The sequence below is a fragment of the Leucobacter shiyiweii genome (assembly GCF_052446065.1).
GTDB lineage: Bacteria > Actinomycetota > Actinomycetes > Actinomycetales > Microbacteriaceae > Leucobacter.
Genome location: NZ_CM127080.1, coordinates 437,052 through 464,005, shown reverse-complemented (window position 1 = coordinate 464,005; position 26,954 = coordinate 437,052). Strand labels below are relative to the sequence as shown.

Below are 26,954 nucleotides of genomic sequence, written 5' to 3'. Positions count from 1 at the left end.
TCGCGGAAAGTACTGAACCTGTACATTCTGGCACGGAAATGGGTGCATTGCAACCCGGGCGTGTCGCGATGCCGTTGGCATCGCTGTCGCGATCACCTGGTGGGGAGAATCCTCGGGAGCCTGAGGTAGACGGCAAGAACACCGAGACCAACTACGAGGAGGCCGATCCACCAAATCGGAGAAACACAGAAAGAAGCGAGCCCGAGTCCGGAAGCAAGCGCAGTGAATGCGGCGACGAGACCCGACGCTTGCACATGGCTATAGCCCATCTGCTGAATGCGCTGGTAGACGTGTTCCTTGTGTGGCTCATCCCACTTGTGTCCCGCGCGCACGCGCTTGACGAGCGTCACACCAACGTCACCGAAGTAGATGATCATGGGGCCAATGCTGGCGAGAATGGGCACCCCCGCGACGAGCGCCGCAAAGCTGGTGACTGCCACCGCACCGCCCAGCAGGTAGCTCCCGACGTCACCGAGGAACGCGCCTGGCTTCGTGAGGTTCCACGGGAGAAAACCAAGGTAGCCCGCCGCAAGAATCAGACCCGCTGCCTGCAACCACCAAAGCTCGGAGAGCAGCCCTGCAGCAAAGAATGTTGCTCCAGCGACGAGACCGTGAAACCCGCTGATGCCATTCAACCCATCCATGAAATTTGCCACGTTGATGTAGCTCGATACGAAAAGAATCGCATAGAGCGCCAGCAGTAGCTGCAGGGGCACGGACAGCTCGGCGGTCCAGCCACCTGAGCCCCAGACGAGCGCTCCTGCGGCGGCTGTCGCGATGGTGAGCAGGAGTACGCTGCGTGCCGCCACGCTGACACCCTTGAGGTCTTCGCCAAGCCCGAGCAGTCCCGAGGCGAGGGAGGCCGCAACGATGACGACCAGCGAGCCCCACTGGTGTTCCGCAGACCCAATGAAGCCCAGGGAGCTCAGCAACGCATATAGGCCACCAATGAACATGGAGATGAGCACCGCGAGTCCGAGCCCGCGCAGTATCGGTCGTTCGTGAGACGAACGTTCGGAGGGCACATCCATAACCCCGAAACGAATGAGCAGCGGCTTGATGACAAAGGGCAGCACGAGGCTGAGCCCGAGCGTAATAAGCCCCGAGATCAGAGCAATCACTGAACCCGCTCCCCCGCTTCGTCGGTCAAGTTCAATCGCGCGATCCAACCATCGTGATCGAGCACTTCGGGGCTCATCGCGCTGACGTTGGCGTGCGAGATCTTCGGGTGGAAGGGTCGCTCGTTCCCCTCTCCCTTTCCTGTGAGCTCCTCGTGTAGCTTCTCCCCGTGACGCAATCCCGTGTAGACGATTTCGACGCGTTTGCCCGACTGTGCGATCATGCGCGTAGCCACGTCCAGAATGCGAACGGGCTCCCCCATGTCAAGGATCAACACCTCACCGGGACGACCGATGCCACCGGCCTGGATCACCAGCTGACAGGCTTCGGGAATCGTCATGAAGAAGCGGGTGACGTCGGGGTGCGTGACCGTCAAGGGTCCGCCCGATTCGATGAGAGCGCGGAACGTGGGAAGCATCGAGCCTCGGCTCCCGATCACGTTGCCAAAGCGCACGGACAAATACCGCTGACCGGTCGATTCCGCCATCCAAGCGGTGAGCTTCTCCGCGACCCGCTTGGAGTGACCCAGCACACTAGTCGGATTCGCTGCCTTGTCCGTGGAGATATTGACGAAGGTGGTCACGCCGACAGATTGCGCGGCTCGGAGCACATTCAGCGTCCCCATCACGTTCGTTTTCCACGCCTCGTCGGGGTACTGCTCGAGCATGGGAAGGTGCTTCAGCGCCGCGGCGTGGAACACTACCTCAGGCTGCCGTTCTTCAAATATGCGCATGAGCATGTCAGCATCTCGAATATCTGCGAGCACCACGTCCCGAGTATCAAGAAGGCCGTGACCACTGATCGCGAGTTGCGTCATCTGGAGCGACGTTTCGTCTCGGTCGAGCAGGATCAGCTCTTTCGGAGCGAACCTCGCCAATTGGCGGCACAGTTCAGAGCCGATCGACCCGCCCGCTCCGGTGACCAGCACCGTTCGGTCCTGCAGATACTGGGCGATCGATTCGGTCTCGAGTCGCACGGGGTGTCGCCCGATAAGATCCTCGATCGACAGCTCTCGTACCTCAGCGATTGCCGATTTGTTGTTGAGAAGCTGCTCGAGCGGCGGCAGCACCATGACCTTCAAGCCGCTCCTATCGGCGGCCTCATCCACCTGGCGCATGAGCGGGGCGTCAGCGTCGCCGATACATACGATAATGGCCGTTGCCCGAGTCTCGGCTGCCGCGCGTTTGAGGTCACGCAGGCCCCCAAGCACACGGACTCCACGTACCTCGAGATTTCGCTTCAGCGGATCCTCGTCCAGGAAACCTACCGGCAGTGAAGACGCAACGGGATCTGTGAGGAGCCGCTTTGCCGTCTGATGCCCCAGATATCCGGCACCGTAGAGTAACACCCGTTCGGCTTCGGCGCCCGGCTTCAACCGCTGCTCAGTGGAGAGCCGAATGAGGTAGCGCGCGACACCCATGAGCGAAAACGCGATCGGCGCGGCGATGATCATGGTGCTTCGCGGGATCCCGTTGCCGTAGCCAACGAGGTAGGCGAAGCCCCACGCCAGTGCCATCACCCCGACGACGTCTAACACCAGAGCGCGAACCTCGTCGAAGCTGCCAATCTCAAATCTGTTGCGATACAGCCAGGACAACCAGCCCCACATGAGTTGGAGCAAGATCGTCACCCCAATGAGAGCGAACGTCCACCCCCAGTGGATCCGAGCGATATTGAAATCAAATCGCAGCACCAAGGCCGCAAGGATTCCGATCGCCCACGCCGCAGCGTCGCACACGAAAAGCAACCCGTAGAGTCGGGCGAAGTGCGAAATGCGAGCACTGGGTCCTTGAGGCACGAATTCTCCAGAAGATATGGGGTGACTCACCGAAGTGTCAGTCAACAGAAGGATACCGGCGTAGGCCGCTCGGATGCCGCAGGTGAGCCGTGTGCCACTGGGCGAGCATCGGAACGAACACTGGCCCCCACACGCAGGAACGGCCCCCGAGAATCCTCGGGGGCCGTTCCAAATCTCAGCGAGTGACTACTCGAGAACCTTGGTCACCGTGCCGGCGCCGACGGTACGGCCACCCTCACGGATAGCAAAGCCGAGGCCCTCTTCCATAGCGATGGGCTGGATCAGCTGAACCACCATGTCGGTGGTGTCGCCGGGCATAACCATCGGCTTGTCTTCAGGAAGGGTGATCACACCGGTGACGTCAGTCGTACGGAAGTAGAACTGCGGACGGTAGTTCGTCTCGAACGGGTTGTGACGACCGCCTTCTTCCTTCTTGAGGATGTAGGCCGTGCCCTCGAACTTCGTGTGAGGGGTGATCGAGCCGGGCTGTACAACAACCTGGCCACGCTCAACGTCTTCGCGCTTGGTGCCACGAAGCAACAGACCACAGTTCTCGCCGGCCCACGCCTCGTCAAGCTGCTTGTGGAACATCTCGATGCCGGTGACGGTGGTCTTCTGCGTCGGACGCAGACCCACGATCTCGACCTCAGAGTTGATCTTCAGCGTGCCACGCTCGGCGCGACCGGTCACAACGGTGCCACGACCGGTGATGGTGAAGACATCCTCGACAGGCATGAGGAACGGCTTGTCCTTGTCGCGGATCGGATCCGGGATGGACTCGTCAACGGCGTCCATGAGCTCAACGATCTGGTTGACCCACTTCTCTTCGCCCTGCAGAGCCTGGTAGCCCGAAACGCGCACCACGGGGACATCGTCGCCCGGGTAACCCTGCTTGGAGAGCTCCTCGCGGACCTCCATCTCGACGAGTTCGAGGATTTCCTCGTCGTCGACCTGATCGCACTTGTTCAGCGCCACCATGAGGTAGGGAACGCCAACCTGCTTTGCGAGGAGGATGTGCTCCTTGGTCTGAGCCATCATGCCGTCGGTTGCGGCAACCACGAGGATCGCGCCGTCCATCTGCGCAGCACCAGTGATCATGTTCTTGATGTAGTCAGCGTGGCCGGGCGCATCAACGTGAGCGTAGTGACGCTTCGGGGTCTCGTACTCAACGTGCGAGATGTTGATGGTGATGCCGCGCTGGCGCTCTTCCGGAGCCGAGTCGATCGTGTCGAAGTCGCGCTGCACGTTGGTCGCTGACGGGTATTTGTCGGCAAGGGTCTTCGAGATCGCCGCAGTAAGAGTGGTCTTACCGTGGTCGACGTGACCGATCGTACCGATGTTTACGTGCGGCTTGTTCCGCTCGAACTTGGCCTTCGCCACTGTGGTCCTCCTCAGGACGTAGAGTACCCTCTCCCTCCGACGGTTTCGGAGAGTTCGAGCACGGGGATGTGTTTCTATGTTACTTGCTCACGCCGCATGTCGCGACCCGAGCTGTTCGGGGAGCGGAGCTGGAAGCCCCTCCCCCCGAACACGGGGGCGTTGTTACGCGCCCTGAGCCTTCTGAACGATTTCTTCGGCCACTGCCTTCGGCACCTCAGCATAGGAGTCGAAGGTCATCGAGAACACTGCTCGACCACTGGTCTTCGACCGGAGGTCACCGATGTACCCGAACATTTCTGACAGAGGAACGAGTGCGCGAATCACCTTCACGCCGCTGGCATCCTCCATCGCCTGGATCTGCCCACGACGGGAGTTCAGGTCGCCGATCACGTCGCCCATGTATTCCTCGGGCGTACGCACCTCGACGGCCATCATCGGCTCAAGGATAACCGGGCCAGCCTTACGAGCAGCCTCCTTGAACGCCATCGAACCGGCGATCTTGAACGCCATTTCCGAGGAATCGACGTCGTGGTACTGACCGTCGAGCAGGCTCGCCTTGACACCGACAACGGGGAATCCGGCGAGAATGCCATACTGCATCGCGTCCTGGATACCCGCGTTCACCGACGGAATGTACTCGCGAGGAATGCGACCACCGGTGACCTTGTCCTCGAACTCGTAGATCTTCTCGGCATCAGCCGCGAGAGGCTCAATTGCAATCTGCACCTTGGCGAACTGGCCGGATCCACCAGTCTGCTTCTTGTGGGTGTAGTCATGCTTTTCGACCGTCTTGCGGATCGTCTCGCGGTAGGCCACCTGGGGCTTGCCCACGTTGGCCTCAACCTTGAACTCGCGCTTCATACGATCAACGAGGATGTCGAGGTGAAGCTCGCCCATACCCGCGATCACGGTCTGGCCGGTCTCGGGGTTCAGGCTCACACGGAAGGTGGGATCCTCCTCAGCGAGCTTCTGGATCGCGAGCGACAGCTTCTCCTGGTCACCCTTGGTCTTCGGCTCGATGGCCACCTCGATCACGGGCTCTGGGAAGGTCATCGACTCGAGCACCACCTGGCTGTTCGGATCCGACAGGGTGTCACCCGTGGTCGTGTCCTTCAAACCAATCACGGCGTAGATGTTACCTGCAGTGACGCTCTCGACCGGGATTTCCTTATTGGCGTGCATCTGGAAGATCTTCCCAATGCGCTCCTTCTTGCCCTTGGTCGTGTTGACGACCTGGGCACCCGACTCCGCGTACCCGGAGTAGACGCGAACGTAGGTCAACCGCCCGAAGAACGGGTGCACGGCAACCTTGAACGCGAGTGCAGAGAACGGCTCCTCGGACGAGGGGCGACGTTCGATCACAATCTCCTCATTGCGGGGATCGTGCGCCTCGATCGCGCCCACATCGAGCGGGTTCGGAAGGAAATCAACCACCGCGTCGAGCATGGGCTGGATGCCACGGTTCTTGAATGCAGAACCACAGAACACCGGGTAGATCTCGCTGTTGACGACCATCTTGCGGATGCCCGCCTTCAGCTCGTCGATCGAGAGCTCTTCTCCACCGAAGTACTTCTCGAGCATGGTGTCGTCGGTCTCAGCGACGGTCTCAACGAGCTTGGCCCGGTACTCCTCGGCCTTCGCCTGCAGGTCTGCCGGGATCTCCTGGGTCTCGTATGCGGCACCCAGGGTGACGTCACCCTTGGAGTCGCCCTCCCAAACAAATGCCTTCATGGTGAGCAGGTCGACAACGCCGGTGAACTCGGACTCCGAGCCGATGGGCAGCTGCATCACGAGCGGCTTCGCGCCGAGACGGTTGATAATGGTATCGACCGTGAAGTAGAAGTCGGCTCCCATCTTGTCCATCTTGTTGACGAAGCAGATACGGGGAACGCCATACTTATCGGCCTGGCGCCACACGGTCTCGGATTGGGGCTCAACGCCCTCCTTGCCGTCGAACACAGCAACGGCACCGTCGAGCACGCGGAGCGAGCGCTCCACCTCAACAGTGAAGTCAACGTGGCCAGGGGTGTCGATGATGTTGATCTGGTTCTTGTTCCAGAAGCAGGTCACCGCGGCGCTGGTGATCGTGATGCCGCGTTCCTTCTCCTGCTCCATCCAGTCGGTGGTCGAGGCGCCATCGTGGGTCTCGCCCAGCTTGTGGTTAACACCCGTGTAGAACAGGATGCGCTCGGTGGTGGTGGTCTTGCCAGCATCAATGTGCGCCATGATGCCGATGTTGCGGACCTTACTCAGGTCGGTGAGCACGTCTTGTGCCACAGGTGTCTCCTCCGCGTGGGGGTGAATGTGAAGATTGTGGATCGCGGCCGCTTGTCGCGGCAGCTGGCCAGGTGGTGGATCGCCTGCGCGATCCACCACCTGAGCCGCCTGGTTACCGGTGGGTTACCAGCGGTAGTGCGCGAATGCCCGGTTCGACTCGGCCATCTTGTGGGTGTCTTCACGACGCTTCACCGCGGCACCGAGGCCGTTGGATGCGTCGAGAATCTCGTTCGTGAGACGCTCGGTCATGGTGTTCTCACGACGAGCCTTGGCGTAGCTGGTCAACCAACGCAGTGCGAGTGTGTTCGCACGGTGCGGCTTGACCTCGACGGGCACCTGGTAGGTGCTGCCGCCAACACGACGCGAACGTACCTCAAGGGTGGGGCGCACGTTGTCGAGCGCCTTCTTGAGAACGGTCACGGCATCCTGGCCGCTCTTCTCAGCGACGACCTCAAGTGCACCGTACACGATGCGCTCAGCAAGGCCCTTCTTGCCGTCGAGAAGAATCTTGTTTACCAGCTGGCTGACGATGGGCGCGCCGTATACCGGATCGGCAACTACGGGACGCTTCGGAGCAGGACCTTTACGAGGCATTACTTCACCTTCTTTGCGCCGTAGCGGCTACGAGCCTGCTGACGGTCCTTGACCGCCTGCGTGTCGAGTGCGCCGCGCACGATCTTGTAACGAACACCGGGGAGATCTTTCACACGACCGCCGCGCACGAGCACCATCGAGTGCTCCTGCAGGTTGTGGCCCTCACCGGGGATGTAGGCCGTAACTTCGGTTCCGTTGGAAAGCTTTACACGAGCGACCTTACGCATCGCCGAGTTCGGCTTCTTGGGGGTGGTGGTGTACACACGGGTACACACACCGCGCTGCTGTGGGTTCGCCTTAAGTGCGGGCGCCTTGGTCTTGGTGACCTTGGGCGACCGGCCCTTGCGAACCAGCTGCTGAATAGTAGGCACTGATTCTCCTCGTTGTTCCTGCACGGTGACAGGAATGCTTACATGAACAAGCATGCGCGGGCACTCACGTGCTCGCTAACCTGCTGCCGCTTGCGCGGCCGGTGCAGGTATGCCGTGGGGGTATCGTTCGTTTCCGACGAGTTAACCCAAAAGGCGACTCCCCCGGCCTCTCCTGTGCACGCACAGCAAAAAACGGTGGAATACACCAGCTACCAACTATACGCGCCGCAGCCTGAATTCCACAATGCTTTCCCCAGGTATCCCGGTCACTGCGGAGGCTCGAGATGCTGAGAGAGCTCCTCGAGCAAAGCCTGGATCTGCGGCTCAACAAATCGCTGCACCGCGGCCTGCACTCGTGGGCGGTGTGCAGCCAAGGCAAAGCACACTCTCTGCCCCGCATCGTGGGCACACTGATCCGCCAGCTCAATTTCCGCTCGCAAACGGCGCTTCTCCTCCGGAGTAAGCGGAGGCCTGGGAAGCGGCGGCTCGGGCTTCGCGTCCTCTGCAAGGCCCGCGAGTGTAAACAGAAACGGCTGCCCCTCCTCGGGTTCCGGATCGAGATCGAGCCCCTCGTATTCGGGCTCGAGCCCCTCACCGGGTTTGAAGCCTCCGGTATCCCAGAGTTCGTCGCCCGAGAGTTCGGCGTGGAGGGCAGGGAGTTGCCGCTCGGTGAACTCCTCTACGGCGCGATCCACGATGCGCTGCATCCGACTGGCTAATGCATGCGCCACCTGATGCGGCACGTCGCCGGCGATGCCCGCGGCCGCCAGTACCGGTGATCCGGTGCAGCGGTGGCACATGCGCGCGCGACCACGGTGCGTGCCTGGCTTCCAGCTGGGAAGCCAGCGGAGCCAAGCGTCGACTGCGACGTCGACGCGATCCACAATGACATCTGACAACGGTCTAGTCTCTCCGGCTCTCATCAGCGTCGTCATCACCTGTTTGCCAGTCGGGGCCGGACTCGCTCCGACGCTCCCACGGCCATTGCGGTGGCGCCTTGTCGGTGAAGACTCGGCGGGCGAGCACCGCCCAGAAAAGGAGGGATCCGAGGGCAAAAATGATGGGGAGCGTCGCTGCGTAGGGGCTGAGCCAGGTGTCGTCGATCGATAGGCCCGCGAGCAGTCCGCCGAGGCACCAGATGAGATATGCGCCTCCGGCCATGACCAGGGTATGAGCCCACGGTGGGGTACGCAGCCCGCGCAGCAGTTGGACCGCCTGCAACCACAGTCCCCACGCCAAGGCGCTCAGTGCGGCCGCAAGAATGAGCGGAACGGCCGCTGGCGTAATCCCCGCTGTCTGCACTGGGTCGCGGTCGGAGAACAGCGCTAACAGCCCCCAGACGGCGACGATCAGCGCCAATACAACTGCGACGGTCGCGAAGACCAAGCCCCCGACGTAGCCCCGGGTGACGCCGCGTCGGGAGGCTTCTGTCACAGCTTTTTCGCCTGCACTTCTGCGAGCGCAATTTCGTACTCGGCGACCGCAGCCGCGTTCTTGCGAGCAACCTTGCGCCCGCGTGAGCCGATCCACGCACCGAACCAGACCGTGACTTCGCGCGCGATAACGGCGGCAATGATCGCAACGATGAGCGCGCTCATGCGCAGCCGCGCCGCAAGGAGATCGCTGACCGAGCTGCGGAACTCTTCTCCGGTATCGATGACCATGCCAAAGAATGCGGCAACGAAGACAATAAGACCCACAAAGAAGCCGCCGATGACATACGCCCACCAGCCGGCGCGGCCCGAGATGAGAACGAGGAACGCAAGGCCCACGAAGAAGGCCAGAACGGACCCCAGGTAGCTCCAGGTGAGCAAGGCTGGCAGCAGTCCCTCGGCAAGGAACGTCGAGGGAGGGTACGACGGGGCAGCAATCAGCGCGATGACCCCCGCAAACACCAGCGCGAAGCCCACCGAAGCGAGGAGTGCGATCAGGATGCCCGCACCGCGGTTACCCTTGATTTCGGGCGGCATCGGTGTCTGCATATAGAGTGCCGCCATGGGGTGATCCGAGCTGATGCGGATCTCGCCATCACGCGCCGGACCGAGGTCCGCAGCAGTGGGAGCCGACGCCGCACCAGCGGCTGCACCACTGGCTGCGCCACCCCCAGCGGCCACCACTGGAGCAACCGAGTCGGCCTCTAGACGCTGCGCAAGGTCTGAGCCCTGAGTGGTGGGAGCGCCGGAAGCGCCGGAAGCAGCTGACGCGGCCTGTGACTCGTGCGTCTGGCGCGAAGATCCGCCGTACTGAGGTTGAGCTGCGAAAATCTCGCTCGCACTTGGGCCGGGCCCAGCGCTCGGCTGATCCACCACCGGGGCGATCACTGGACGCTCGATCGTGTCGTCAGACACCGTCGGCTCGCTCGGACGCACCTCAGGCGCCTCAGACGCCTCAGACGCCTCAGCAGCGCGAGTGTCGACCGTGCCGGCAGGGCCGCTCTCCGTGGCGCGCTCGACAGCGGCCCGCACCTCGGTGCCCGACGGTTCGTTCTCTTCGACGGGCGCCCCCGCCGTCTGCGCGTCGCGCTCTTCGCTCATGGCCTCACCTCTCGTCGCGGTCCGGCACGCCTCGCCTCTATCCGCGAACACATACCGGTTTGCCGCAAGAGTACAAGCGGGCGACGAAGTTCTTGCGCAGTACGTGCGAGTGTTGCCGATCCCAGAAAAAAGCACACGGCGCCCGCCCCGAAGGACGAGCGCCGTGTGACACACAACTGCAAACTAGCTGTAGTTGCCCGGGTTGAATTCGTCAGCGGTGAAGCTGTCGAAATCGACGAACGACAAGTCGTTCTCGTCGAAGTTCGACTCGGTCGCGAACAGTCGACTCGGGTAGCGCTCGGCCTTCGCTTCCTCGGTCGCGTTCACGTCAACATCACGGTAGGTCGCCAGGCCCGTGCCGGCCGGGATGAGCTTACCGATGATGACGTTCTCCTTCAGGCCGATGAGCGGATCTTTCGACCCTTCCATCGCGGCCTGTGTGAGCACCCGAGTGGTCTCCTGGAAGGAGGCCGCCGACAGCCACGACTCGGTTGCCAGCGACGCCTTGGTGATACCCATGACCTCGGAGCGTGCGGTCGCGGTGCGCTTGCCCTCGAGCAGCGCCTCGCGGTTGAGGCGCTGGTACTTCGCGCGATCCACCAGCTCACCTGGCAAGAGGTCGGTTTCACCGTGATCCACCACGGTCACCTTGCGAAGCATCTGACGCACAATGACCTCGATGTGCTTATCGTGGATCGGCACGCCCTGGGAGCGGTACACGTTCTGAACACCCTCGACGAGGTATCGCTGCACGGCGCGCTCACCCGGAATGTGCTTGCCATTCTCGGTGGTGCCGACCTGGAGGATGTCCTTCGGGTCGAGCGTGCCGGCGATGAAGGGCTGACCCAGCACGACGCTGTCGCCATCTTCGATCAGCAGCGTGGCGCGCTTCAGCACCGGGTATGCCTTCTCTTCGGTGCCGTCATCGGGCGTAAGGAGAATGCGACGACCCTTTTCGGTGTCTTCGATCGTGACGCGACCAGCGGCCTCGGCGATGGGCGACGCACCCTTGGGGGTGCGAGCTTCGAAAAGCTCCTGCACGCGAGGAAGACCCTGCGTGATGTCGTCAGCCGACGCAGACCCACCAGTGTGGAAGGTACGCATGGTGAGCTGCGTACCGGGCTCACCGATGGACTGTGCGGCGATGATGCCCACGGCCTCACCGATGTCAACGCGCTGACCGGTAGCAAGCGAGCGACCGTAGCAGGTGGCGCAAACGCCCACTGCTGACTGGCAGGTGAGGACGGAGCGCACCTTGATCTCGGTGACGCCAGCAGCGACGAGCATGTCGATCAGCACGTCGCCCACGTCGGCGCCACCCTCTGCGAGGACAGTGCCCTGCGCGTCGACGGCTTCGCTCGCGAGCGTGCGGGCGTAAACCGAGTTCTCGACGTTGTCGTCGCGCACGAGAGTGCCGTCGGCATCCGCGGTGGCGATTGGCAACTCGAGGCCTCGGGTCGTTCCGCAGTCTTCCTCACGGATGATGACATCCTGCGACACGTCAACGAGTCGACGGGTCAGGTAACCCGAGTCGGCGGTACGCAGCGCGGTATCGGCAAGGCCCTTACGCGCGCCGTGGGTGGCGATGAAGTACTCCGCCACCGACAGGCCCTCGCGATACGAGTTGATGATCGGGCGAGGGATGATCTCACCCTTCGGATCGCTCACCAGGCCTCGCATGCCCGCGATGTTACGGATCTGCAGCCAGTTACCACGTGCGCCCGACGACACCATCCGGTAGATGGTGTTGTCTTCGGTGAATGCCTCACGCATGGCGGCAGCGACCTCGTCGGTCGCCTCGGTCCAGATCTCGACGAGCTCGGTGTGACGCTCGGCATCAGTGATCATGCCCTTGTCGAACTTCTTCTGCACGGCAGCCGCGGCCGTTTCGTGACGAGCGAGGATCTCGACCTTATTCGTCGGCGTCACGATGTCAGACAAGGCCACTGTGATACCCGAACGGGTAGCCCAGTAGAACCCGGCGTCCTTGATGCGGTCGAGCGTTGCTGCGACCTCAACCTTCGGGTACCGCTCAGCGAGGTCATTGACCAGGCTTGACAGGGTGCCCTTGTCTGCGACGCGCTCAAAGTAGGGGTAGCCCACGGGGAGCGTCTCGTTGAAGATCGCGCGACCCAGCGTGGTCTCCACGATCATTGGGCGCTCCGACGTGACACCCTCTGCGTTGGTGTAGCCGTTGAGACGGATCTTCACCTTTGAGCCCAGGTCGAGGGTTCCCTCGTCCTTCGCCAGAATCGCTTCAGCAATCGACCCGAACGCGCGTCCCTCACCTGGTTCACCGGTCTTCACGGTGGTCAGGTGGTGCAGCCCGATGATCATGTCCTGCGAAGGCAGGGTGACCGGGCGGCCGTCAGACGGCTTCAGGATGTTGTTCGATGCGAGCATCAGCACGCGGGCCTCGGCCTGCGCTTCCACAGACAACGGAAGGTGGACGGCCATCTGGTCGCCATCAAAGTCGGCGTTGAAGGCGGTGCAGACGAGGGGGTGCAGCTGAATTGCCTTGCCCTCTACGAGCTGCGGCTCGAATGCCTGGATGCCGAGGCGGTGCAGGGTCGGCGCACGGTTCAGCAACACAGGGCGTTCGCGGATGATCTCCTCGAGCACATCCCACACCTCGCTGCGTGAACGCTCGACCATACGCTTTGCGGCCTTGATGTTCTGCGCGTGCGACAGGTCGATGAGCCGCTTAATGACGAACGGCTTGAACAGCTCGAGTGCCATCTGCTTCGGCAAACCACACTGGTGCAGCTTGAGCTGCGGCCCGACCACGATGACCGAACGTCCCGAGTAGTCGACGCGCTTGCCCAGCAGGTTCTGACGGAATCGACCCTGCTTGCCCTTGAGCATGTCTGACAGCGACTTCAGGGCACGGTTTCCGGTACCCGTCACGGGACGACCACGGCGGCCGTTGTCGAACAGCGCGTCTACAGCTTCCTGCAGCATGCGCTTTTCGTTGTTCACGATGATCTCGGGCGCACCCAGATCGAGCAAACGACGCAGACGGTTGTTGCGGTTGATGACGCGACGGTAGAGGTCGTTGAGATCTGAGGTCGCGAAGCGGCCACCGTCGAGCTGCACCATCGGGCGCAGCTCTGGCGGGATGACGGGAACCACATCGAGGACCATCGCAGCCGGGCTCGCGCCGGTCTGCAGGAACGAGTTCACGACCTTCAGGCGCTTGATGGCGCGGATCTTCTTCTGACCCTTGCCTTCGGAGATCTGGAGGTGCAGCGTGTCGCTCTCCTCTTGCAGGTCGAACGCCTCGAGGCGCTTCTTGATGGCCTCCGCGCCCATGTAGGCCTCGAAGTAATCGCCGTATCGATCCATCAGGTCAGCGAACGTGGCGTCCTCTGGCTTGAGATCCCCCACCTTCAGGGTGCGGAAATCTTCCCACACGCGCTTCAGGCTGGCAATGTCGTCATCGAATCCCTTGCGGATCGATGCCATCTCCTTCTCGGCCGAAGCCTCGGCGCGGCGACGCTGATCTGCTTTCGCACCCTCAGCCTCGAGTGCGGCGAGATCGGATTCTGCCTGCTGCTGACGCTGGGCGATCGCGAGATCGCGCTGCTTCTCGAGCGATTCCAGCTCGAGGCGAAGCTCATTCTCAAGCTCGGGCAGGTCGTCGTGACGACCCTCCTCGTCAACGTCAATAACCATGTAGGCAGCGAAGTAAATGACCTTTTCAAGGTCCTTCGGCGCCATATCGAGCAGGTAACCGAGACGGCTGGGAACACCCTTGAAGTACCAGATGTGGGTGACGGGAGCGGCGAGCTCGATGTGGCCCATCCGCTCGCGACGCACGCTGGACTTCGTGACCTCTACGCCACACCGCTCACAGACGATGCCCTTGTAGCGAACGCGCTTGTACTTTCCGCAGGCGCACTCCCAGTCGCGGCTGGGCCCGAAGATCTGTTCGCCGAACAGACCATCCTTTTCGGGCTTCAGCGTGCGGTAATTGATGGTCTCGGGCTTCTTGACCTCGCCGAATGACCAGCTGCGAATATCGTCAGCAGTCGCCAGGCGGATCTGAAGCTCGTTAAAACTCGTACCCTCGAGCAATGTGTCTCCTTGGGGATGTAAATCTGTGTGGTGTGTTCCGACGCGCGCATCTTCCTCGGATGATGCGGCTATCAACTCAGATCTCGTCGATTGACGAGGTCTCGAAGCGGGTCGAGAGGTTAATACCGAGCTCCTCCGCCGTACGGTGAGCCTCATCGTCGTTGTCGCGAAGGTTCACGACCTCTCCACTGGCGCCGAGTACCTCGACGTTCAAGCAGAGCGACTGCATCTCTTTCATGAGCACGCGGAACGACTCAGGAACACCCGGCTCGGGGATGTTTTCGCCGCGGACGATCGCTTCGTACACCTTGACGCGGCCGAGAATGTCATCAGACTTCACGGTCAGCAATTCCTGCAGCGCGTATGCGGCGCCGTAGGCCTCGAGCGCCCACACTTCCATCTCACCGAAGCGCTGGCCACCGAACTGCGCCTTACCACCCAGCGGCTGCTGCGTGATCATCGAGTACGGGCCAGTCGAGCGAGCGTGGATCTTGTCGTCAACCAAGTGGTGGAGCTTCAGGATGTACATGTAGCCGACCGAGATCGGGTACGGATACGGCTCTCCAGAGCGACCGTCGAACAGGCGAGTCTTACCGCTCGCACCGATGAGTCGTTCTCCATCGCGGGTTGGCAGAGTTGCGTCAAGCAGACCGGCAATCTCTTCCTCGGTCGCGCCGTCGAACACGGGGGTCGCAACCTTGGTACCGGGCGCAGCTTCGAAGGCTTCCTTGGGGAGACGCGCAGCCCACTCGGGCAGACCGTCAACCTTCCAGCCCTGCTTAGCGATCCAGCCGAGGTGGATTTCGAGGACCTGACCGAAGTTCATTCGACCGGGCACACCCAGCGGGTTGAGGATCACGTCGACCGGGGTGCCATCTTCGAGGAAGGGCATGTCTTCCACCGGCAGGATCTTCGAGATGACGCCCTTGTTACCGTGGCGACCCGCGAGCTTGTCGCCCTCGGTGATCTTGCGCTTCTGCGCAATGTACACGACCACGCGCTGGTTCACGCCAGAGCCCAGGTCGTCATCGTTGTCGTTCTCGGCGTCGAACACCTTGACGGCGGTGACAGTGCCAGCAACACCGTGCGGCACCTTCAGGGAAGTGTCGCGCACCTCGCGGCTCTTCTCGTTGAAGATCGCTCGCAGCAGGCGTTCCTCGGCGGAAAGCTCGGTCTCGCCCTTCGGGGTGACCTTGCCGACGAGGATGTCGCCGGGACGAACCTCGGCACCGATACGGATGATGCCGCGCTCGTCAAGATCCTTCAGCGCTTCCATGCTGGCGTTGGGCAGATCACGGGTGATCTCTTCCTTGCCGAGCTTGGTATCGCGGGCATCGACGTCATACTCTTCGACGTGGATCGACGAGAGTGTATCGTCCTTCACCAGGTTCTGGCTCAGGATGATGGCGTCCTCGAAGTTGTGACCCTCCCACGACATGAACGCGACGAGCAGGTTCTTGCCGAGAGCGAGCTCGCCATTCTCGGTGGCGGGGCCGTCGGCGATGACCTCGCCGGCTTCGATCCGCTCGCCTGACTTGACGATGACGCGGTGATTGTAGTTCGTGCCCTGGTTGGAGCGATCGAACTTCCGCAGGAAGTAGGTCTTCGTGCCACCCTCGTCGTGCTGCACGGTGACGAAATCAGCCGACACGTCGGTGATGACACCGGCCGCCTCTGACGTGATGACATCGCCGGCGTCGATTGCGGCGTAGCCCTCCATACCGGTACCCACGAGTGGCGATTCGCTGCGAATCAGGGGCACCGCCTGACGCTGCATGTTCGCACCCATGAGTGCGCGGTTCGCATCGTCGTGCTCGAGGAACGGGATCAGGGAGGTGGCGACTGACACCATCTGACGCGGGGAGACATCCATGTAGTCGACACGGCCTGAATCGACCATCTCGACCTCGGAACCACGGGGGCGAGCAAGCACCTGCTTGTCAGCAAAGTGGCCATCGCTGGTCAGCGGGGCGCCGGCCTGAGCGATGAGGAACTCGTCCTCCTCGTGAGCGGTGAGGTAGTCCACCTGGTCGGTGACTTTGCCGTCGATCACGCGGCGGTACGGCGTCTCGATGAAACCGAACGCGTTAATACGCGCGAAGGTCGCGAGGGCGCCGATCAGACCAATGTTCGGCCCTTCAGGGGTCTCGATCGGGCACATGCGGCCGTAGTGCGAGGGGTGCACGTCGCGCACCTCGACGCCAGCACGGTCGCGCGACAGGCCGCCGGGGCCCAGCGCTGACAGGCGGCGCTTGTTGGTCAGGCCCGCGAGCGGGTTGTTCTGATCCATGAACTGCGACAGCTGCGAGGTACCGAAGAACTCCTTGATCGCAGCCAGCACGGGGCGCGTGTTGATCAGGGTGTTCGGAGTGATCGCCTCGATGTCCTGCGTGGTCATGCGCTCACGCACCACGCGCTCCATCCGGCTCAGGCCAGTGCGCACCTGATTCTGGATGAGCTCGCCCACGGCGCGAATGCGACGGTTGCCGAAGTGATCAATGTCATCGGTATCGAGACGCAGATCGATTGCCTTGCCATCGCGAACAGCTGGCAGGGTCTCGGTGCCTGCGTGGAGACCCACGAGGTACTTGATCGTGGCAACGATGTCTTCGAGCGACAGCACCGAATCGGTGATGGGAGCGTCGATACCCAGCTTGCGGTTGATCTTGTAGCGGCCGACCTTTGCGAGGTCATAGCGCTTCGAGTTGAAGTAGCTGTTGTCGAGCAAGGCCCGCGCCGCTTCGATTGCAACCTGCTCGCCCGGACGCTGCTTGCGGTAGATGTCCTTGAGCGCATCTTCCTGAGTGGTGATGCCGTCTTTCTCGAGTGTCAGTGCGATCGACTCGTATCCGGCGAACTCCTCGAGGATTTCCTCGCTGGTCATGCCAAGTGCCTTCAGGAACACGGTGACCGACTGCTTACGCTTGCGGTCGATACGCACGCCCACCTGATCGCGCTTGTCGATCTCGAACTCGAGCCACGCACCGCGGCTCGGGATCACACGAGCAGAGAAGACATCCTTATCGCTGGTCTTCTCCTGGCTACGGTCGAAGTAGACACCCGGGCTACGAACGAGCTGCGACACGATGACGCGCTCGGTGCCGTTGATGATGAAGGTGCCTTTGTCGGTCATGATGGGGAAATCACCCATGTAGACGGTCTGACTCTTCAGCACCTGAGTCTCGGTGTTGTAGAAGGCCGCTTCGACGTAGAGCGGGGCAGAATAGGTCTTGCCACGCTCCTTGCACTCGTCGATGGAGAACTTCTGCTCGTCGAGAATCGGGTTCTCGAATGAGAGCTGCATCGTGCCAGCGTTGTCTTCGATCGGCGAGATCTCGTCGAAGATCTCTTCGAGGCCACTCTTCAACGCGATGTCATCGCGCCCCTGAGCTTGTGCCTCAATGACGCGTGACTTCCACACGTCATTGCCGACGAGCCAGTCAAAGCTCTCGAGCTGCAATGCCAAAAGATTTGGCACCTCCAGCGTGTCGGAAATCTTAGCGAAGCTCAGGCGCGAGTGATCGCGACCGTTCTTCGGCGAATGAGTGGAAGTTGCGTTGCGCGCAGCAGCCAAGGAAACTACCTCCGTGGGCCCCGTCGGGCCGGTTGACCTGGTCTTGCAGAAAGGCTTCGAGCCACAAGTGAAAGGCTCGGTAAACGAGCATGACGGCCGACCGCAATATGAAGGCAGATAGGTGTTCGAAGCGCAACTGTCTACAGTAATCGATTTGTTACCGATCAGCAAGTGACGATGTGGATCAGGTCTGGCGTACAGCCCCTCCGGTAAGGTATAGGCATGACTGAGCAGAGCACCTCAAGCCCTGAGATTCGCATGTTTGGTGCCGATTGGTGCGGTGACTGTCGACGCGCGAAACGCCTCTTCGGCGAACTGGGAGTTTCCTACCAATTCATCGATCTGGAACAGGAACCAGCGGCTGCCGAGGTCGCACGGGACATCAGTGGGCGCGCAAATATCCCGGTCATCACCTACCCCGACGGCAGCCATCAGGTCGAGCCCAGCGACGCTGACATGCGTGCGAAGCTCGCCGAATTAGGTCTCGGGTGAAGCTACCCGAGCCGATCACCTTGTCCTCTGGCCTGGTCGCCTTATTTGAGGAGGATCGCTGGGTGCCGGGCGCAGTTCAGCTCCTGATCGATGGCACACCGCAGTCGCACGTGAACTTGCGTGACCCGTCTGAGCTGTTCTTCGAATACATCCGTCGCATCGGTCACGTGATCGACTTGTTCCGTGCGCCCGGACAGCCCATTTCTGCCCTCCATTTGGGCGGCGGCGCCTGTACCTTGCCCCGATATGTCGAGGCCACCCGTCCGGGGAGCAGGCAACAAGTTGTCGAGCTAGAGGGTGCCCTGGTCGACCTGGTGCGCGAGGCCGCTCCGCTCCCGAAGAAGGCGAGCATCAGAGTGCGGCGCGGTGATGCACGCGACGTGCTGTCTAGGCTTCCCGAAGGCATGCGCGGAGCTATGGACCTGGTCGTGGTCGATATCTTCGCTGGGGACCGCACCCCCGCCCACGTCTCCAGCGTCGAGTTCTACGAGCTCGTGAGACCTCTTCTCGCACCAGACGGGATGCTCGTGGTCAACGTCACCGACGGAACCGGGCAACACTTCACACGTGGTCAAGTTGCCACACTTGCTAGCCTGTTCCCCTCGGTGGCCGCGATCGCCGAACCTCAGGTACTGAAAGGCCGACGATTCGGCAACATCGTGCTCCTCGCTGCCGAGCACACCGACGAGCTCGACTGGCTTCCCCGGCTCCTCGCCAGCGGCCCCCATCCCGCCCGGATGCTGGTCGGCCGCGAACTCGAGACATTCGTGGGGGGCGTGAGGCCCGTCACCGACGAGCGCGCGACCGACTCTCCTCGACCGGCACGCGAACTCTTCGAACGATGATGCGCACAGGCATCACGATCATCGGCGTTGAGCAGGCTCGTGGCTGACCTCAATCGCGTACGCGTGTGGGCTGAGGCTCTGATCCGTATGCATCTGAATCCGGATGAGTGGAGCTTCGGCTTCGACCACGCCAAACGCCGGGCCGGGTTGTGCAACTTCACTGACCGCCGCATCACCGTCTCTCGCCATCTCGCCACGAGATTCGATGATGACGAGATCCACCAGATCCTGCTGCACGAGGTGGCACACGCGATAGCGGGGCCCGACGCTGCCCACGGCCCCGCTTGGAAACGCATCGCCGAGCAGATCGGCTACGTGGGTGGGCGCACCCACGACGGGGAGGTCGCTCGAGAGTTAGCCCCGTGGGTCGGTCAATGCCCGGGCGGGCACGAGCACGTGCGCTTTCGCCGGCCGACACGCGAAGCGAGCTGTGCGCTCTGCTCTCGCGGCTTCTCCCCAGCGCACCTGATTTCTTGGTCGCGCCGCTAGCACCCGACCGATGCTAAAGCCTGTCGGAGCAGCTTGCCGCGGCCGCCGGGCAGATCGGCGAGGTTGCCTTCGGCGAGCGCCTGCTCAGGCGACATCCACGTCACCTCGAGCGCGTCTTGCCGGGGATTGCAGCTACCCGTAACCGGCACCACGAACACCAGCGACACCGCGTGCTGACGCTCGTCAACGAACGGTGAGATACCGGGCAGCGGGAAGTACTCGGCGACCTGTGCGGGAACGGGCGACGCGGGGATCAGCGGGAACGCCATCGGCCCCAGATCGTTTTCGAGGTGCCGGAAAAGGGCGTCGCGGATCGACTCGCCATAGCGCACGCGACCGGCGATGAATGCTCGGTTCATCACCCCGTCTGCAGTGCTGCGCAGCAGCAGCCCAACCTCGGTGACCTGCCCTTGACCATCAACACGGACCGGCACCGCCTCGACGTAGACAATCGGCATGCGACCGCGCACGAACGCGAGTTCGTCTTCGCTCAACCAACCTGGGTTCATGTTCGGCGCGGGCCGGTCGTCAGGGTCACCGGGTTCTGGCCGCTCGGCCGTGTCAATCGCCATGGGTTCATTCTGCACGATGACCCGCGCGGGTGCTATCGGCGCGCCCGCACCTTTCCACTCTCGCGTGTTAACGTCCGAGGCGCCGTTGCCGGCGAGAATAGTCGCGCAGGGCGCGCAGCAGATCGACCTCGCGCAGATCGGGGTACAGCGCTTCGACAAAGTAAAACTCGCTGTGCGCCGACTGCCAGATCATGAAGTCGCTCAGTCGTTGCTCACCCGAGGTGCGGATCACCAGGTCTGGATCCGCCTGGCCTCGGGTCCACAGATGTTCGCCGATCATCTCCGGCGTGAGCCGCTCCGCGAGCGTATCGATCGTGCCACCCGCGGCTTGGTGCTCTGCGATTACGCTGCACATCGCAGCGGTGATCTCGCTGCGGCCTCCGTAGCCCACGGCGAGGTTGATGTGTAACCCGTCGCGATCCATCGTGTCGCGCTCGGCGCGCTCAAGGGCAAGTGCCAGCTCGGGAGATAGCCCTTCGGTCGAGCCCACGTGTTTCACGCGCCAGGCGTCTATCGCGGCGAGATCGGTGGCAAGGTCGGCAATGATGTCGAACAGATCGGTGAGTTCTTGGCTCGCTCTCCCTGCCAAATTGTCTGCAGAAAGGAGGTAGAGGGTGACCACCTCGATACCGCTCTCCTCGCACCATCCGAGAAATTCGGGAATCTTCCGGGCACCGGCACGGTGCCCGACCGCCGCGCGCTCCTGCAAGCGCTGCTTTGCCCAGCGCCGATTTCCGTCGACGATCACCGCGATATGGTGCGGCACACGTGTGGTGTCGATCTCACGTCGCAGGCGCCGCTGATACAACCGGTACAGCAGCCCAGGGCGCGGCGAGGTTCGCTCGGGATTCACCCTGTGAGTGTATCGGCTGGGCCTTAACGCAGGTACACGGGGTCGAGCGCGACGAGCAGCGCCGCGGCCCAATGACACAGAAAGGCGAGGACGGTGAGCGCATGGAAAATCTCGTGGAACCCGAACACCCCGGGAACGGGGTTAGGACGCTTCAGCCCGTAAACGATCGAACCCAGCGTGTAAAGCAATCCTCCGACAATGACGAGAATCATCGCGGCAGGGCTGGCGCTGTAGATGTCGCCCATGTACATGACCGCTGCCCAGCCGAGTACGAGGTACAACGGCACGTACAGCCAGCGCGGGGCGCCGATCCAGAACACCCGGAATCCGATACCGAGCAACGCACCACCCCAGACAAGTGCGAGCAACAGGATTCCCTGATCTTGCGGCAACGCAAGCAACGCGATGGGCGTGTAGGTGCCGGCGATAAGGAGGAAGATGTTGGCGTGATCCAGACGACGAAAAATCTGCCTGACCTTCGGGCTCCAATTCACGCGGTGATAGAGCGCTGAGATACCGAACAGCAACATACTTGTCAGCGTGAAGACCGCCGTGGCCCACTTTGCAACCGGTCCAACAGCCAAGGCAATCAGCACGATTCCAGCGATTACGGCGATCGGAAACGTGGCAGCGTGAATCAGCCCACGCCAGGTCGGCTTCGCATCGGCATCACCCGAGCCGGCCGAATGGTGGCTCTCGTGGGCCACTTCGTCCTCAAGGAGTGGAAGCGAAAGGCTGTCCGGCTCAGGAAACGAGTGAGGATCGTGCGCAGTCATAGATCAAGTGTACGAAACCCACAGAAAACGAGGTGCATATGTGTAAATAACCTCAGTGAGCCCGCCGAGATCTGGTTCAATCGGCCAAAAGCGCGAGAACGGCCTCACCGTAGCGCTCGAGCTTGGCTTGGCCGATGCCCGTAATGCCCAGCAGTGCTTCCTCATCTTGCGGCCGATGCACAGCAAGCGCGCTCAGCGTAGCGTCGCCAAACACTACGTAGCTGGGTACTCCCTGCTCGCGTGCTTCGACGAGTCGCCATTCCCTGAGCCGCTCGAACACCGCGAGCTGCGCCTCATCAAGATCAGCCGCCGCAGCGGCTCGCTTACTCCCAGTGGATCCTCCCCCACCGCGCCTCACCGCGACTTCCTCGCGCATCATAACCTGGGCCTCTCCGCGAAGAATCTCCTTGGATTGCTCGGTAGGTGCGAGCACACCCCACTCCCCCCGCGATTCCAGGCCGCCTGTGGCTATCAGGTGCCGAACCACCCCGCGCCACTGGGTCGCCGACAGGTCTTGCCCGATGCCCCAGGTCGAGATTTCATCGAGCCGAAGCTGATCCACTCGCGCGGAGCGCACCCCGCGCAAGACATCGATGTGCTGTCCTGCGGCGAAGGTCTTGCCGCGCTCACGCCCGATTCGCACGACCGTCGACAAGAGTTTCTGCGCGGGGATCGTCGCGTCCCAGAGTTTTGGAGGCTCGAGGCAGACATCACAATTGCCGCAGGGCACGCTCTGCTCTTCGCCGAAATAGCGCAGCAGGTACTGCCTGCGGCAGCCGGTGGTTTCGCAGAGCGCGAGCATGTGGTTCAGGTGACGCACCTGATTGCGCTTCGTCTCAGCGTCGCCGTCGTTTGACTCGATCATTTGCCGTTGCTGGACGACGTCGGCGAGGCCGTAGGCCATCCATGCCTCTGCCGGGGCACCGTCTCGACCGGCGCGACCGGTCTCCTGGTAGTACCCCTCGACCGACTTCGGCAGATCGATGTGCGCAACGAACCGCACGTCAGGCTTGTCGATACCCATCCCAAACGCGATGGTAGCGACAACTACCACGCCGTCCTCACGCAAGAAGCGCGTCTGCGCACTCAGTCGCTGCTCGGCAGGCAGCCCCGCGTGATACGCGACCGCGTCGACACCCGCGTCTCGCAACCAGCCAGCGGTCTGTTCGACTCGCTTCCGACTCAATGCGTATACGATCCCAGCCTCACCCGGGTGCCCACGCGTCACGAAATCCACCAGCTGCTGGCGCACCGTTCCCTTTGTCACGATGCGATAGGTGATGTTTGGCCGGTCGAAACTCGATACGAAGTGACGAGCGCGATCGAGGTGCAGGCGCTCGGTGATTTCTCGGTGAGTTTCGGGGGTCGCTGTGGCGGTGAGCGCGATGCGCGGAACCTCGGGCCACACCTCGGCGAGAGCGCCCAGGCGGAGGTAGTCGGGCCGGAAATCGTGCCCCCACTGCGAGACACAGTGGGCCTCGTCGATGGCGAAGAGCGCGATCTTCCCCTGACGCAAAAAATCGACGGTTCCCGGTGCGGCTAGCCGTTCCGGTGCCAGGTACAGCAGGTCGAGCTCGCCCGCGAGGTACGCCGCCTCGATGGCCTGCCGATCCGCCCCGCTGAGTGACGAGTTGAGGGCCGCCGCTCGCACGCCCGCGAGCCTGAGTGCGGCGACCTGATCGTGCATGAGCGCGACGAGCGGCGAGAGCACCACGCCCGTGCCCTCACGGCACAGGGAGGGTACCTGGAAGCAAATGGACTTGCCGCCACCGGTGGGCATCAGCACCACCGCATCGCCGCCTGCGTTCACCTGGCGAATGATCGCTTCCTGTTCACCACGGAAGGCGTCAAAGCCGAACACCTCGGCAAGAACACGAGTCGGATCTGCCGCGTCGGGCGCCGCGATCATCTCGAGCTAGGCGCGGGGTTCGAGATTGGGATTCTCGGTGTCGGACTGCACGCCGGTCGAATGCCCCGGGGTCGCGCCCTTCTGAGGCGACACTCCGGCATCACGCTCGGCAACCTCAGCCGCAAGCGACTCGCTTATCTCATAGCGAAACTTGCTGCGTCGAAGCCGACGCACCAGATCAAAACCCAGGAAGATGACCGCCAGCGCAAACAGGGCCGTAACCGCGAAGCCGACGACCCCGGGCGACACGGTTGCCGGGTCAAACTGGGCATCTTCTTCGGCCGCAAATGCGATCATCGCCATCCCGGTTGTCAGAACACTCATGCCGTCTCCTCATCAATCCCCTGAAACAGGTCTGCTTCAAACTCACTTGTGGCCACCCGCGACGCAGCGAGTCGGTAATCCTCATAGGGCCAGGCCTCCCGCTGAAGGTCGTTGGGCCAAAAAAAGAAGAAGCTATCGGCGGGAATCTGGCTCGCATGCGCACGCAAAGCCGCGTCGCGCTGGTCGAAAAATCGGCCGACATCAACTCGCGCGGTCACGTCGCTCGGCCGCTTTCGAAAGCGCTGCTCCATTTCTTCGAACTGGGCGATCAGCGGCGACTCGGGCTCGCGCTCGCGCAGCATCTCGTAGACCCGGGTCATACGTTCGGCATTGAAGATCGACTCGTAGTACATCTTCTTGATTGCCCAAGGTTCACCGGCATCCGGATACGACTCAGCGTCGCCGGAGAGGTCCCACGCAATTTTCGAGATTTCGTGACATCTGATGTGGTCAGGGTGCGGGTAGCCGCCCTGCTCGTTGTAGGTGATCATGACGTGGGGGCGAAACTCGCGCACCAAACGCACCAGCGCTTCAGCCGAAACCTCGGCCGGAACGTCGGCGAAGCTACCCACGGGCACCCCCACGCCCTCGGGCGGCAAACCGGAGTCCTCGTAGCCCAGCCAGCGGTGTTGAAAGCCGATGATGTCGCGTGCGTGATCCATCTCAGATCGGCGCAGGCCCGCCAGATCACGGCGACTCTTGGGGTCGCGTGCCACGAGTTCATTGAGCACATCACCGCGCTCGCCGCCGGTGCAGCTCACTATGAGCACCTCGGCACCCTCTTCGAGGTAGTGCGCGTAGGTGGCTGCGCCCTTGCTTGATTCGTCGTCAGGATGCGCATGCACCGCGATAAGCCTCAGCGCCATCTACAGCCTCTCATGTGACTCCCGGGAGGGCCCGGTACGCTGACGTAAGTCTCCACTCTACTGGCTTGACTTCGGAGGAACCCGTGACGCAGACGGCCGACTCATCGGTGCCCACCCAGGCCCCATTGGCCACCCCCGGGCTGATCGATGAACGCTATGGTCGCCGGCGTCAGCGCGGCATCGACAAGCGCGTGGGCTGGATCCTGGCAGGGGTCGCGCTTCTCACCGGCCTCGCCGTGCTTCTCTTCGGTGGCTGGCAAGATTCGAGTCGTGTCGAGTTCCGTGACCTGGCCTACTCAGTCGAAAGCGATCGCGAGGTGAGCGTGAGTTTCGAAGTCACCGCGCCTCCTCGCACCGAGCTCGCGTGCGCACTCGAGGCTCTCAGCCCGTCGTTCGCGACGGTGGGCTGGAAGGTGCTCGAGCTCGAGCCCTCTCCCGATCGCACTCGCCGATTCACTGACACGCTCGTGACGACTTCCCCAGCGACCACCGGGATCGTGCGTTCTTGTTGGATCCGCGAAGACAACACAGCCGGCTAAGGCGCGCCAAGGGCGCGCGGTGCCGCCTCCAGCCGATGCGGGTGGCCGACTGATAGTCTGTCGGGCAAGCCCCGGCACTGCTGGGGCATAGCTACATCTGCGGGAGATCCGCGTACTCGCAGACTCCCAAATTCGCAGAATCGATGGAGGATCCAGCATGGAAGACACTCAGACCTGGCTCACCCAAGAAGCCTACGATCGGCTCAAGGGTGAGCTCGACCAACTTTCCGGCCCCGGTCGACGCGACATTACCGCGCGCATCGAGGCCGCGCGCGAGGAAGGCGATCTCAAGGAAAACGGCGGCTACCACGCAGCGAAAGACGAGCAGGGGAAAATGGAGGCGCGGATCCGCGACCTGCAGGAACTGCTCAAGCACGCCGTGGTCACCGAGGCGCCGAAGAGCCGCGGAATCGTCGAGGTTGGCACCGTGATCACCGCTGAGATCATGGGTGACGAGGAGCGCTTCCTGCTGGGAAATCGGGAGATCGCCGACGGCGAGGGCATCGAGGTGTACAGCGCTGAAAGCCCACTCGGTTCTGCGATCCTGGGTTTGAAAATTGGAAGCTCGGCGAGCTACACGGCGCCCAATGGCAAAGAAATTAGCGTGAAGGTACTCGGCGTCGACACCTACACGGGCTGACACTCCATTGTTCTCTCGAGGGTGCCGGGTCTCCTGACTCGGCACCCTCAGTCGTCTGCGGGAGCGGGGAGCTACCCGCGGCCGACGAAATGATCCATCGATGAGTACACCTTGAACACCCGGTCTGCGATGATGTCCCAGGCCCTCGTGGGAAGCGCACCCCGCAACGCCATCGCGAGTTTCACCGTCCATGGCCGAGCAACCAGGGGTGTGCCAGCGAGCATGCCCGACCATGCCGCCCGCACGGCACTCTCGGGTCGCATGATGGGTGTCAGGAGCGGTCCGCGGGCTCCCTCGAACATGCCCGTCGACACGTAGCTGGGCACGAAAGTGGTGACGACGACGTTGCCGCTGCCCGCACGCTCGAGCTCGAGTCGCAACGACTCGCTCCAGCCGATCATCGCCCACTTCGAGGCAGCGTAAACACTCATGTTGGGGTTCGCGAGGGTTCCGGCAGCGGAGGCGATGTTGAGGATCCGCTTGGGACGGTCATGGTCAGCCATCATCGCGGGCAACACGGCCCGGGTGAGCCACATCGGGGCGAGCGTGTTCACCCGCAGAGTGGCCTCGATGTCGCGTTCGGGATCGTGCTCCCAAAACGGCACCCCACGCACGATGCCAGCGTTGTTGACGACAATGTCAGGAGTACCGACTTCGGCGAGCGTGCGCTCGGCGACCTCAGCGACCTGATCCCGATCGGAGACATCGACCGCGAAACACCGCACCCTCGACCCCAGCACCTCGAGCTCGCGCGCCAGCTTCTCCATGGGCTCGAGATCGAGATCCCACAACGCGATCGCTGCAGCGCCCTCGTCCGCGGCAAGACGAGCGTAAAGCTCCCCCATGCCGCGCGCCGCACCGGTAATGACGACCACCGCACCGGCGGCAGATCTGCTTCGCTTCGACGTGCGTGACATGGGATGAT

At 62.4% G+C, this 26,954-nt stretch carries 23 protein-coding genes; 5 read left to right on the top strand and 18 right to left on the bottom strand.

The window, feature by feature from the left end:
• Positions 1 to 92: 92 nt before the first annotated feature.
• The 11 genes from ACTNFJ_RS02190 to rpoB all read right to left on the bottom strand — a co-directional run bounded on the left by ACTNFJ_RS02190 (position 93) and on the right by rpoB (position 17,724).
• A complete protein-coding gene (locus ACTNFJ_RS02190) occupies positions 93 to 1,121 on the bottom strand; it encodes an MraY family glycosyltransferase (protein ID WP_435907325.1) in 1,029 nt (342 codons plus the stop codon).
• The gene (locus tag ACTNFJ_RS02185) at positions 1,118 to 2,917 is read right to left on the bottom strand and encodes a polysaccharide biosynthesis protein (RefSeq protein ID WP_435907324.1); all 1,800 of its coding nucleotides are present in this window, start codon (positions 2,915 to 2,917) and stop codon (positions 1,118 to 1,120) included. The genes ACTNFJ_RS02190 and ACTNFJ_RS02185 overlap by 4 nt, the downstream gene beginning before the upstream one ends.
• A 186-nt stretch (positions 2,918 to 3,103) precedes the next feature.
• On the bottom strand, positions 3,104 to 4,297 hold the full coding sequence (tuf, locus tag ACTNFJ_RS02180) for an elongation factor Tu (protein WP_435907323.1): 1,194 nt from the start codon (positions 4,295 to 4,297) through the stop codon (positions 3,104 to 3,106).
• A 162-nt stretch (positions 4,298 to 4,459) separates the two neighbouring features.
• Positions 4,460 to 6,574: an elongation factor G gene (gene fusA, locus ACTNFJ_RS02175; protein ID WP_435907322.1), complete on the bottom strand. Its 2,115-nt coding sequence runs from the start codon at positions 6,572 to 6,574 to the stop codon at positions 4,460 to 4,462.
• Between the two features lie 123 nt (positions 6,575 to 6,697).
• Entirely contained in the window at positions 6,698 to 7,168 is a 471-nt protein-coding gene (gene rpsG, locus ACTNFJ_RS02170) for a 30S ribosomal protein S7 (protein ID WP_433647801.1), read from the bottom strand.
• Positions 7,168 to 7,539: a 30S ribosomal protein S12 gene (gene rpsL, locus ACTNFJ_RS02165; RefSeq protein ID WP_282726384.1), complete on the bottom strand. Its 372-nt coding sequence runs from the start codon at positions 7,537 to 7,539 to the stop codon at positions 7,168 to 7,170. The genes rpsG and rpsL overlap by 1 nt, the downstream gene beginning before the upstream one ends.
• A 266-nt stretch (positions 7,540 to 7,805) precedes the next feature.
• Positions 7,806 to 8,438: a spermidine/putrescine ABC transporter substrate-binding protein gene (locus ACTNFJ_RS02160; protein WP_435907321.1), complete on the bottom strand. Its 633-nt coding sequence runs from the start codon at positions 8,436 to 8,438 to the stop codon at positions 7,806 to 7,808.
• Between the two features lie 4 nt (positions 8,439 to 8,442).
• Positions 8,443 to 8,973: a DUF6121 family protein gene (locus tag ACTNFJ_RS02155; RefSeq protein WP_435907320.1), complete on the bottom strand. Its 531-nt coding sequence runs from the start codon at positions 8,971 to 8,973 to the stop codon at positions 8,443 to 8,445.
• The gene (locus tag ACTNFJ_RS02150; protein WP_435907319.1) at positions 8,970 to 10,073 is read right to left on the bottom strand and encodes a hypothetical protein; all 1,104 of its coding nucleotides are present in this window, start codon (positions 10,071 to 10,073) and stop codon (positions 8,970 to 8,972) included. The genes ACTNFJ_RS02155 and ACTNFJ_RS02150 overlap by 4 nt, the downstream gene beginning before the upstream one ends.
• Before the next feature lie 183 nt (positions 10,074 to 10,256).
• The gene (gene rpoC, locus ACTNFJ_RS02145; protein WP_435907318.1) at positions 10,257 to 14,150 is read right to left on the bottom strand and encodes a DNA-directed RNA polymerase subunit beta'; all 3,894 of its coding nucleotides are present in this window, start codon (positions 14,148 to 14,150) and stop codon (positions 10,257 to 10,259) included.
• A gap of 76 nt (positions 14,151 to 14,226) precedes the next feature.
• A complete protein-coding gene (gene rpoB / locus ACTNFJ_RS02140; RefSeq protein ID WP_435907317.1) occupies positions 14,227 to 17,724 on the bottom strand; it encodes a DNA-directed RNA polymerase subunit beta in 3,498 nt (1,165 codons plus the stop codon).
• 222 nt (positions 17,725 to 17,946) lie between these two features.
• Between rpoB and ACTNFJ_RS02135 the strand changes: the two genes are divergently transcribed.
• The 3 genes from ACTNFJ_RS02135 to ACTNFJ_RS02125 are packed head-to-tail and all read left to right on the top strand — an operon-like array spanning position 17,947 to position 19,550.
• On the top strand, positions 17,947 to 18,216 hold the full coding sequence (locus ACTNFJ_RS02135) for a glutaredoxin domain-containing protein (RefSeq protein WP_435907316.1): 270 nt from the start codon (positions 17,947 to 17,949) through the stop codon (positions 18,214 to 18,216).
• Positions 18,213 to 19,061, top strand: coding sequence for a spermidine synthase (locus tag ACTNFJ_RS02130; RefSeq protein ID WP_435907315.1), 849 nt, complete (start codon positions 18,213 to 18,215; stop codon positions 19,059 to 19,061). Before ACTNFJ_RS02135 ends, ACTNFJ_RS02130 begins: the two co-directional genes overlap by 4 nt.
• 39 nt (positions 19,062 to 19,100) lie before the next feature.
• Positions 19,101 to 19,550: a SprT-like domain-containing protein gene (locus ACTNFJ_RS02125; protein WP_435907314.1), complete on the top strand. Its 450-nt coding sequence runs from the start codon at positions 19,101 to 19,103 to the stop codon at positions 19,548 to 19,550.
• Here the strand turns inward: ACTNFJ_RS02125 and ACTNFJ_RS02120 are convergent.
• From ACTNFJ_RS02120 to mca, 6 genes are all read right to left on the bottom strand, one after another.
• Positions 19,547 to 20,122, bottom strand: coding sequence for an NUDIX hydrolase family protein (locus ACTNFJ_RS02120; RefSeq protein WP_435907313.1), 576 nt, complete (start codon positions 20,120 to 20,122; stop codon positions 19,547 to 19,549). The genes ACTNFJ_RS02125 and ACTNFJ_RS02120 overlap by 4 nt on opposite strands.
• A gap of 67 nt (positions 20,123 to 20,189) precedes the next feature.
• Positions 20,190 to 20,975, bottom strand: a complete 786-nt coding sequence (locus ACTNFJ_RS02115) for an isoprenyl transferase (RefSeq protein ID WP_435907312.1) — start codon at positions 20,973 to 20,975, stop codon at positions 20,190 to 20,192.
• Between the two features lie 23 nt (positions 20,976 to 20,998).
• Positions 20,999 to 21,751: a PAQR family membrane homeostasis protein TrhA gene (gene trhA / locus ACTNFJ_RS02110; RefSeq protein ID WP_435907311.1), complete on the bottom strand. Its 753-nt coding sequence runs from the start codon at positions 21,749 to 21,751 to the stop codon at positions 20,999 to 21,001.
• 76 nt (positions 21,752 to 21,827) lie between these two features.
• Positions 21,828 to 23,660 carry a DNA helicase RecQ gene (gene recQ, locus ACTNFJ_RS02105; protein WP_435907310.1) on the bottom strand — a complete coding sequence of 611 codons (1,833 nt, stop codon included), beginning with the start codon at positions 23,658 to 23,660 and terminating at the stop codon, positions 21,828 to 21,830.
• Positions 23,661 to 23,666: 6 nt separating this feature from the next.
• Entirely contained in the window at positions 23,667 to 23,984 is a 318-nt protein-coding gene (locus ACTNFJ_RS02100) for a hypothetical protein (RefSeq protein ID WP_435907309.1), read from the bottom strand.
• On the bottom strand, positions 23,981 to 24,850 hold the full coding sequence (gene mca / locus ACTNFJ_RS02095) for a mycothiol conjugate amidase Mca (RefSeq protein WP_435907308.1): 870 nt from the start codon (positions 24,848 to 24,850) through the stop codon (positions 23,981 to 23,983). Before mca ends, ACTNFJ_RS02100 begins: the two co-directional genes overlap by 4 nt.
• 83 nt (positions 24,851 to 24,933) lie before the next feature.
• Here mca and ACTNFJ_RS02090 point away from each other — a divergent pair, with 83 nt between their 5' ends.
• Together ACTNFJ_RS02090 and greA are read left to right on the top strand one after the other, a co-directional pair.
• The gene (locus tag ACTNFJ_RS02090; RefSeq protein ID WP_435907307.1) at positions 24,934 to 25,389 is read left to right on the top strand and encodes a DUF4307 domain-containing protein; all 456 of its coding nucleotides are present in this window, start codon (positions 24,934 to 24,936) and stop codon (positions 25,387 to 25,389) included.
• Between the two features lie 157 nt (positions 25,390 to 25,546).
• Positions 25,547 to 26,029: a transcription elongation factor GreA gene (gene greA, locus ACTNFJ_RS02085; RefSeq protein ID WP_435907306.1), complete on the top strand. Its 483-nt coding sequence runs from the start codon at positions 25,547 to 25,549 to the stop codon at positions 26,027 to 26,029.
• 71 nt (positions 26,030 to 26,100) lie between these two features.
• Here the strand turns inward: greA and ACTNFJ_RS02080 are convergent, their stop codons facing one another.
• A complete protein-coding gene (locus tag ACTNFJ_RS02080; protein WP_435907305.1) occupies positions 26,101 to 26,946 on the bottom strand; it encodes an SDR family NAD(P)-dependent oxidoreductase in 846 nt (281 codons plus the stop codon).
• Positions 26,947 to 26,954 lie beyond the last annotated feature (8 nt).

Excerpts from the sequence above, each read along its gene's own strand:
- ACTNFJ_RS02150 (WP_435907319.1), bottom strand. The coding sequence starts at position 10,073 with ATGAGCGAAGAGCGCGACGCGCAGACGGCGGGGGCGCCCGTCGAAGAG.
- ACTNFJ_RS02120 (WP_435907313.1), bottom strand. The coding sequence starts at position 20,122 with ATGGCGATTGACACGGCCGAGCGGCCAGAACCCGGTGACCCTGACGAC.
- mca (WP_435907308.1), bottom strand. The coding sequence starts at position 24,850 with ATGGCGCTGAGGCTTATCGCGGTGCATGCGCATCCTGACGACGAATCA.
- greA (WP_435907306.1), top strand. The coding sequence starts at position 25,547 with ATGGAAGACACTCAGACCTGGCTCACCCAAGAAGCCTACGATCGGCTC.
- rpsG (WP_433647801.1), bottom strand. The coding sequence starts at position 7,168 with ATGCCTCGTAAAGGTCCTGCTCCGAAGCGTCCCGTAGTTGCCGATCCG.
- ACTNFJ_RS02135 (WP_435907316.1), top strand. The coding sequence starts at position 17,947 with ATGACTGAGCAGAGCACCTCAAGCCCTGAGATTCGCATGTTTGGTGCC.
- recQ (WP_435907310.1), bottom strand. The coding sequence starts at position 23,660 with ATGATCGCGGCGCCCGACGCGGCAGATCCGACTCGTGTTCTTGCCGAG.
- ACTNFJ_RS02100 (WP_435907309.1), bottom strand. The coding sequence starts at position 23,984 with ATGAGTGTTCTGACAACCGGGATGGCGATGATCGCATTTGCGGCCGAA.
- ACTNFJ_RS02080 (WP_435907305.1), bottom strand. The coding sequence starts at position 26,946 with ATGTCACGCACGTCGAAGCGAAGCAGATCTGCCGCCGGTGCGGTGGTC.
- trhA (WP_435907311.1), bottom strand. The coding sequence starts at position 21,751 with ATGACTGCGCACGATCCTCACTCGTTTCCTGAGCCGGACAGCCTTTCG.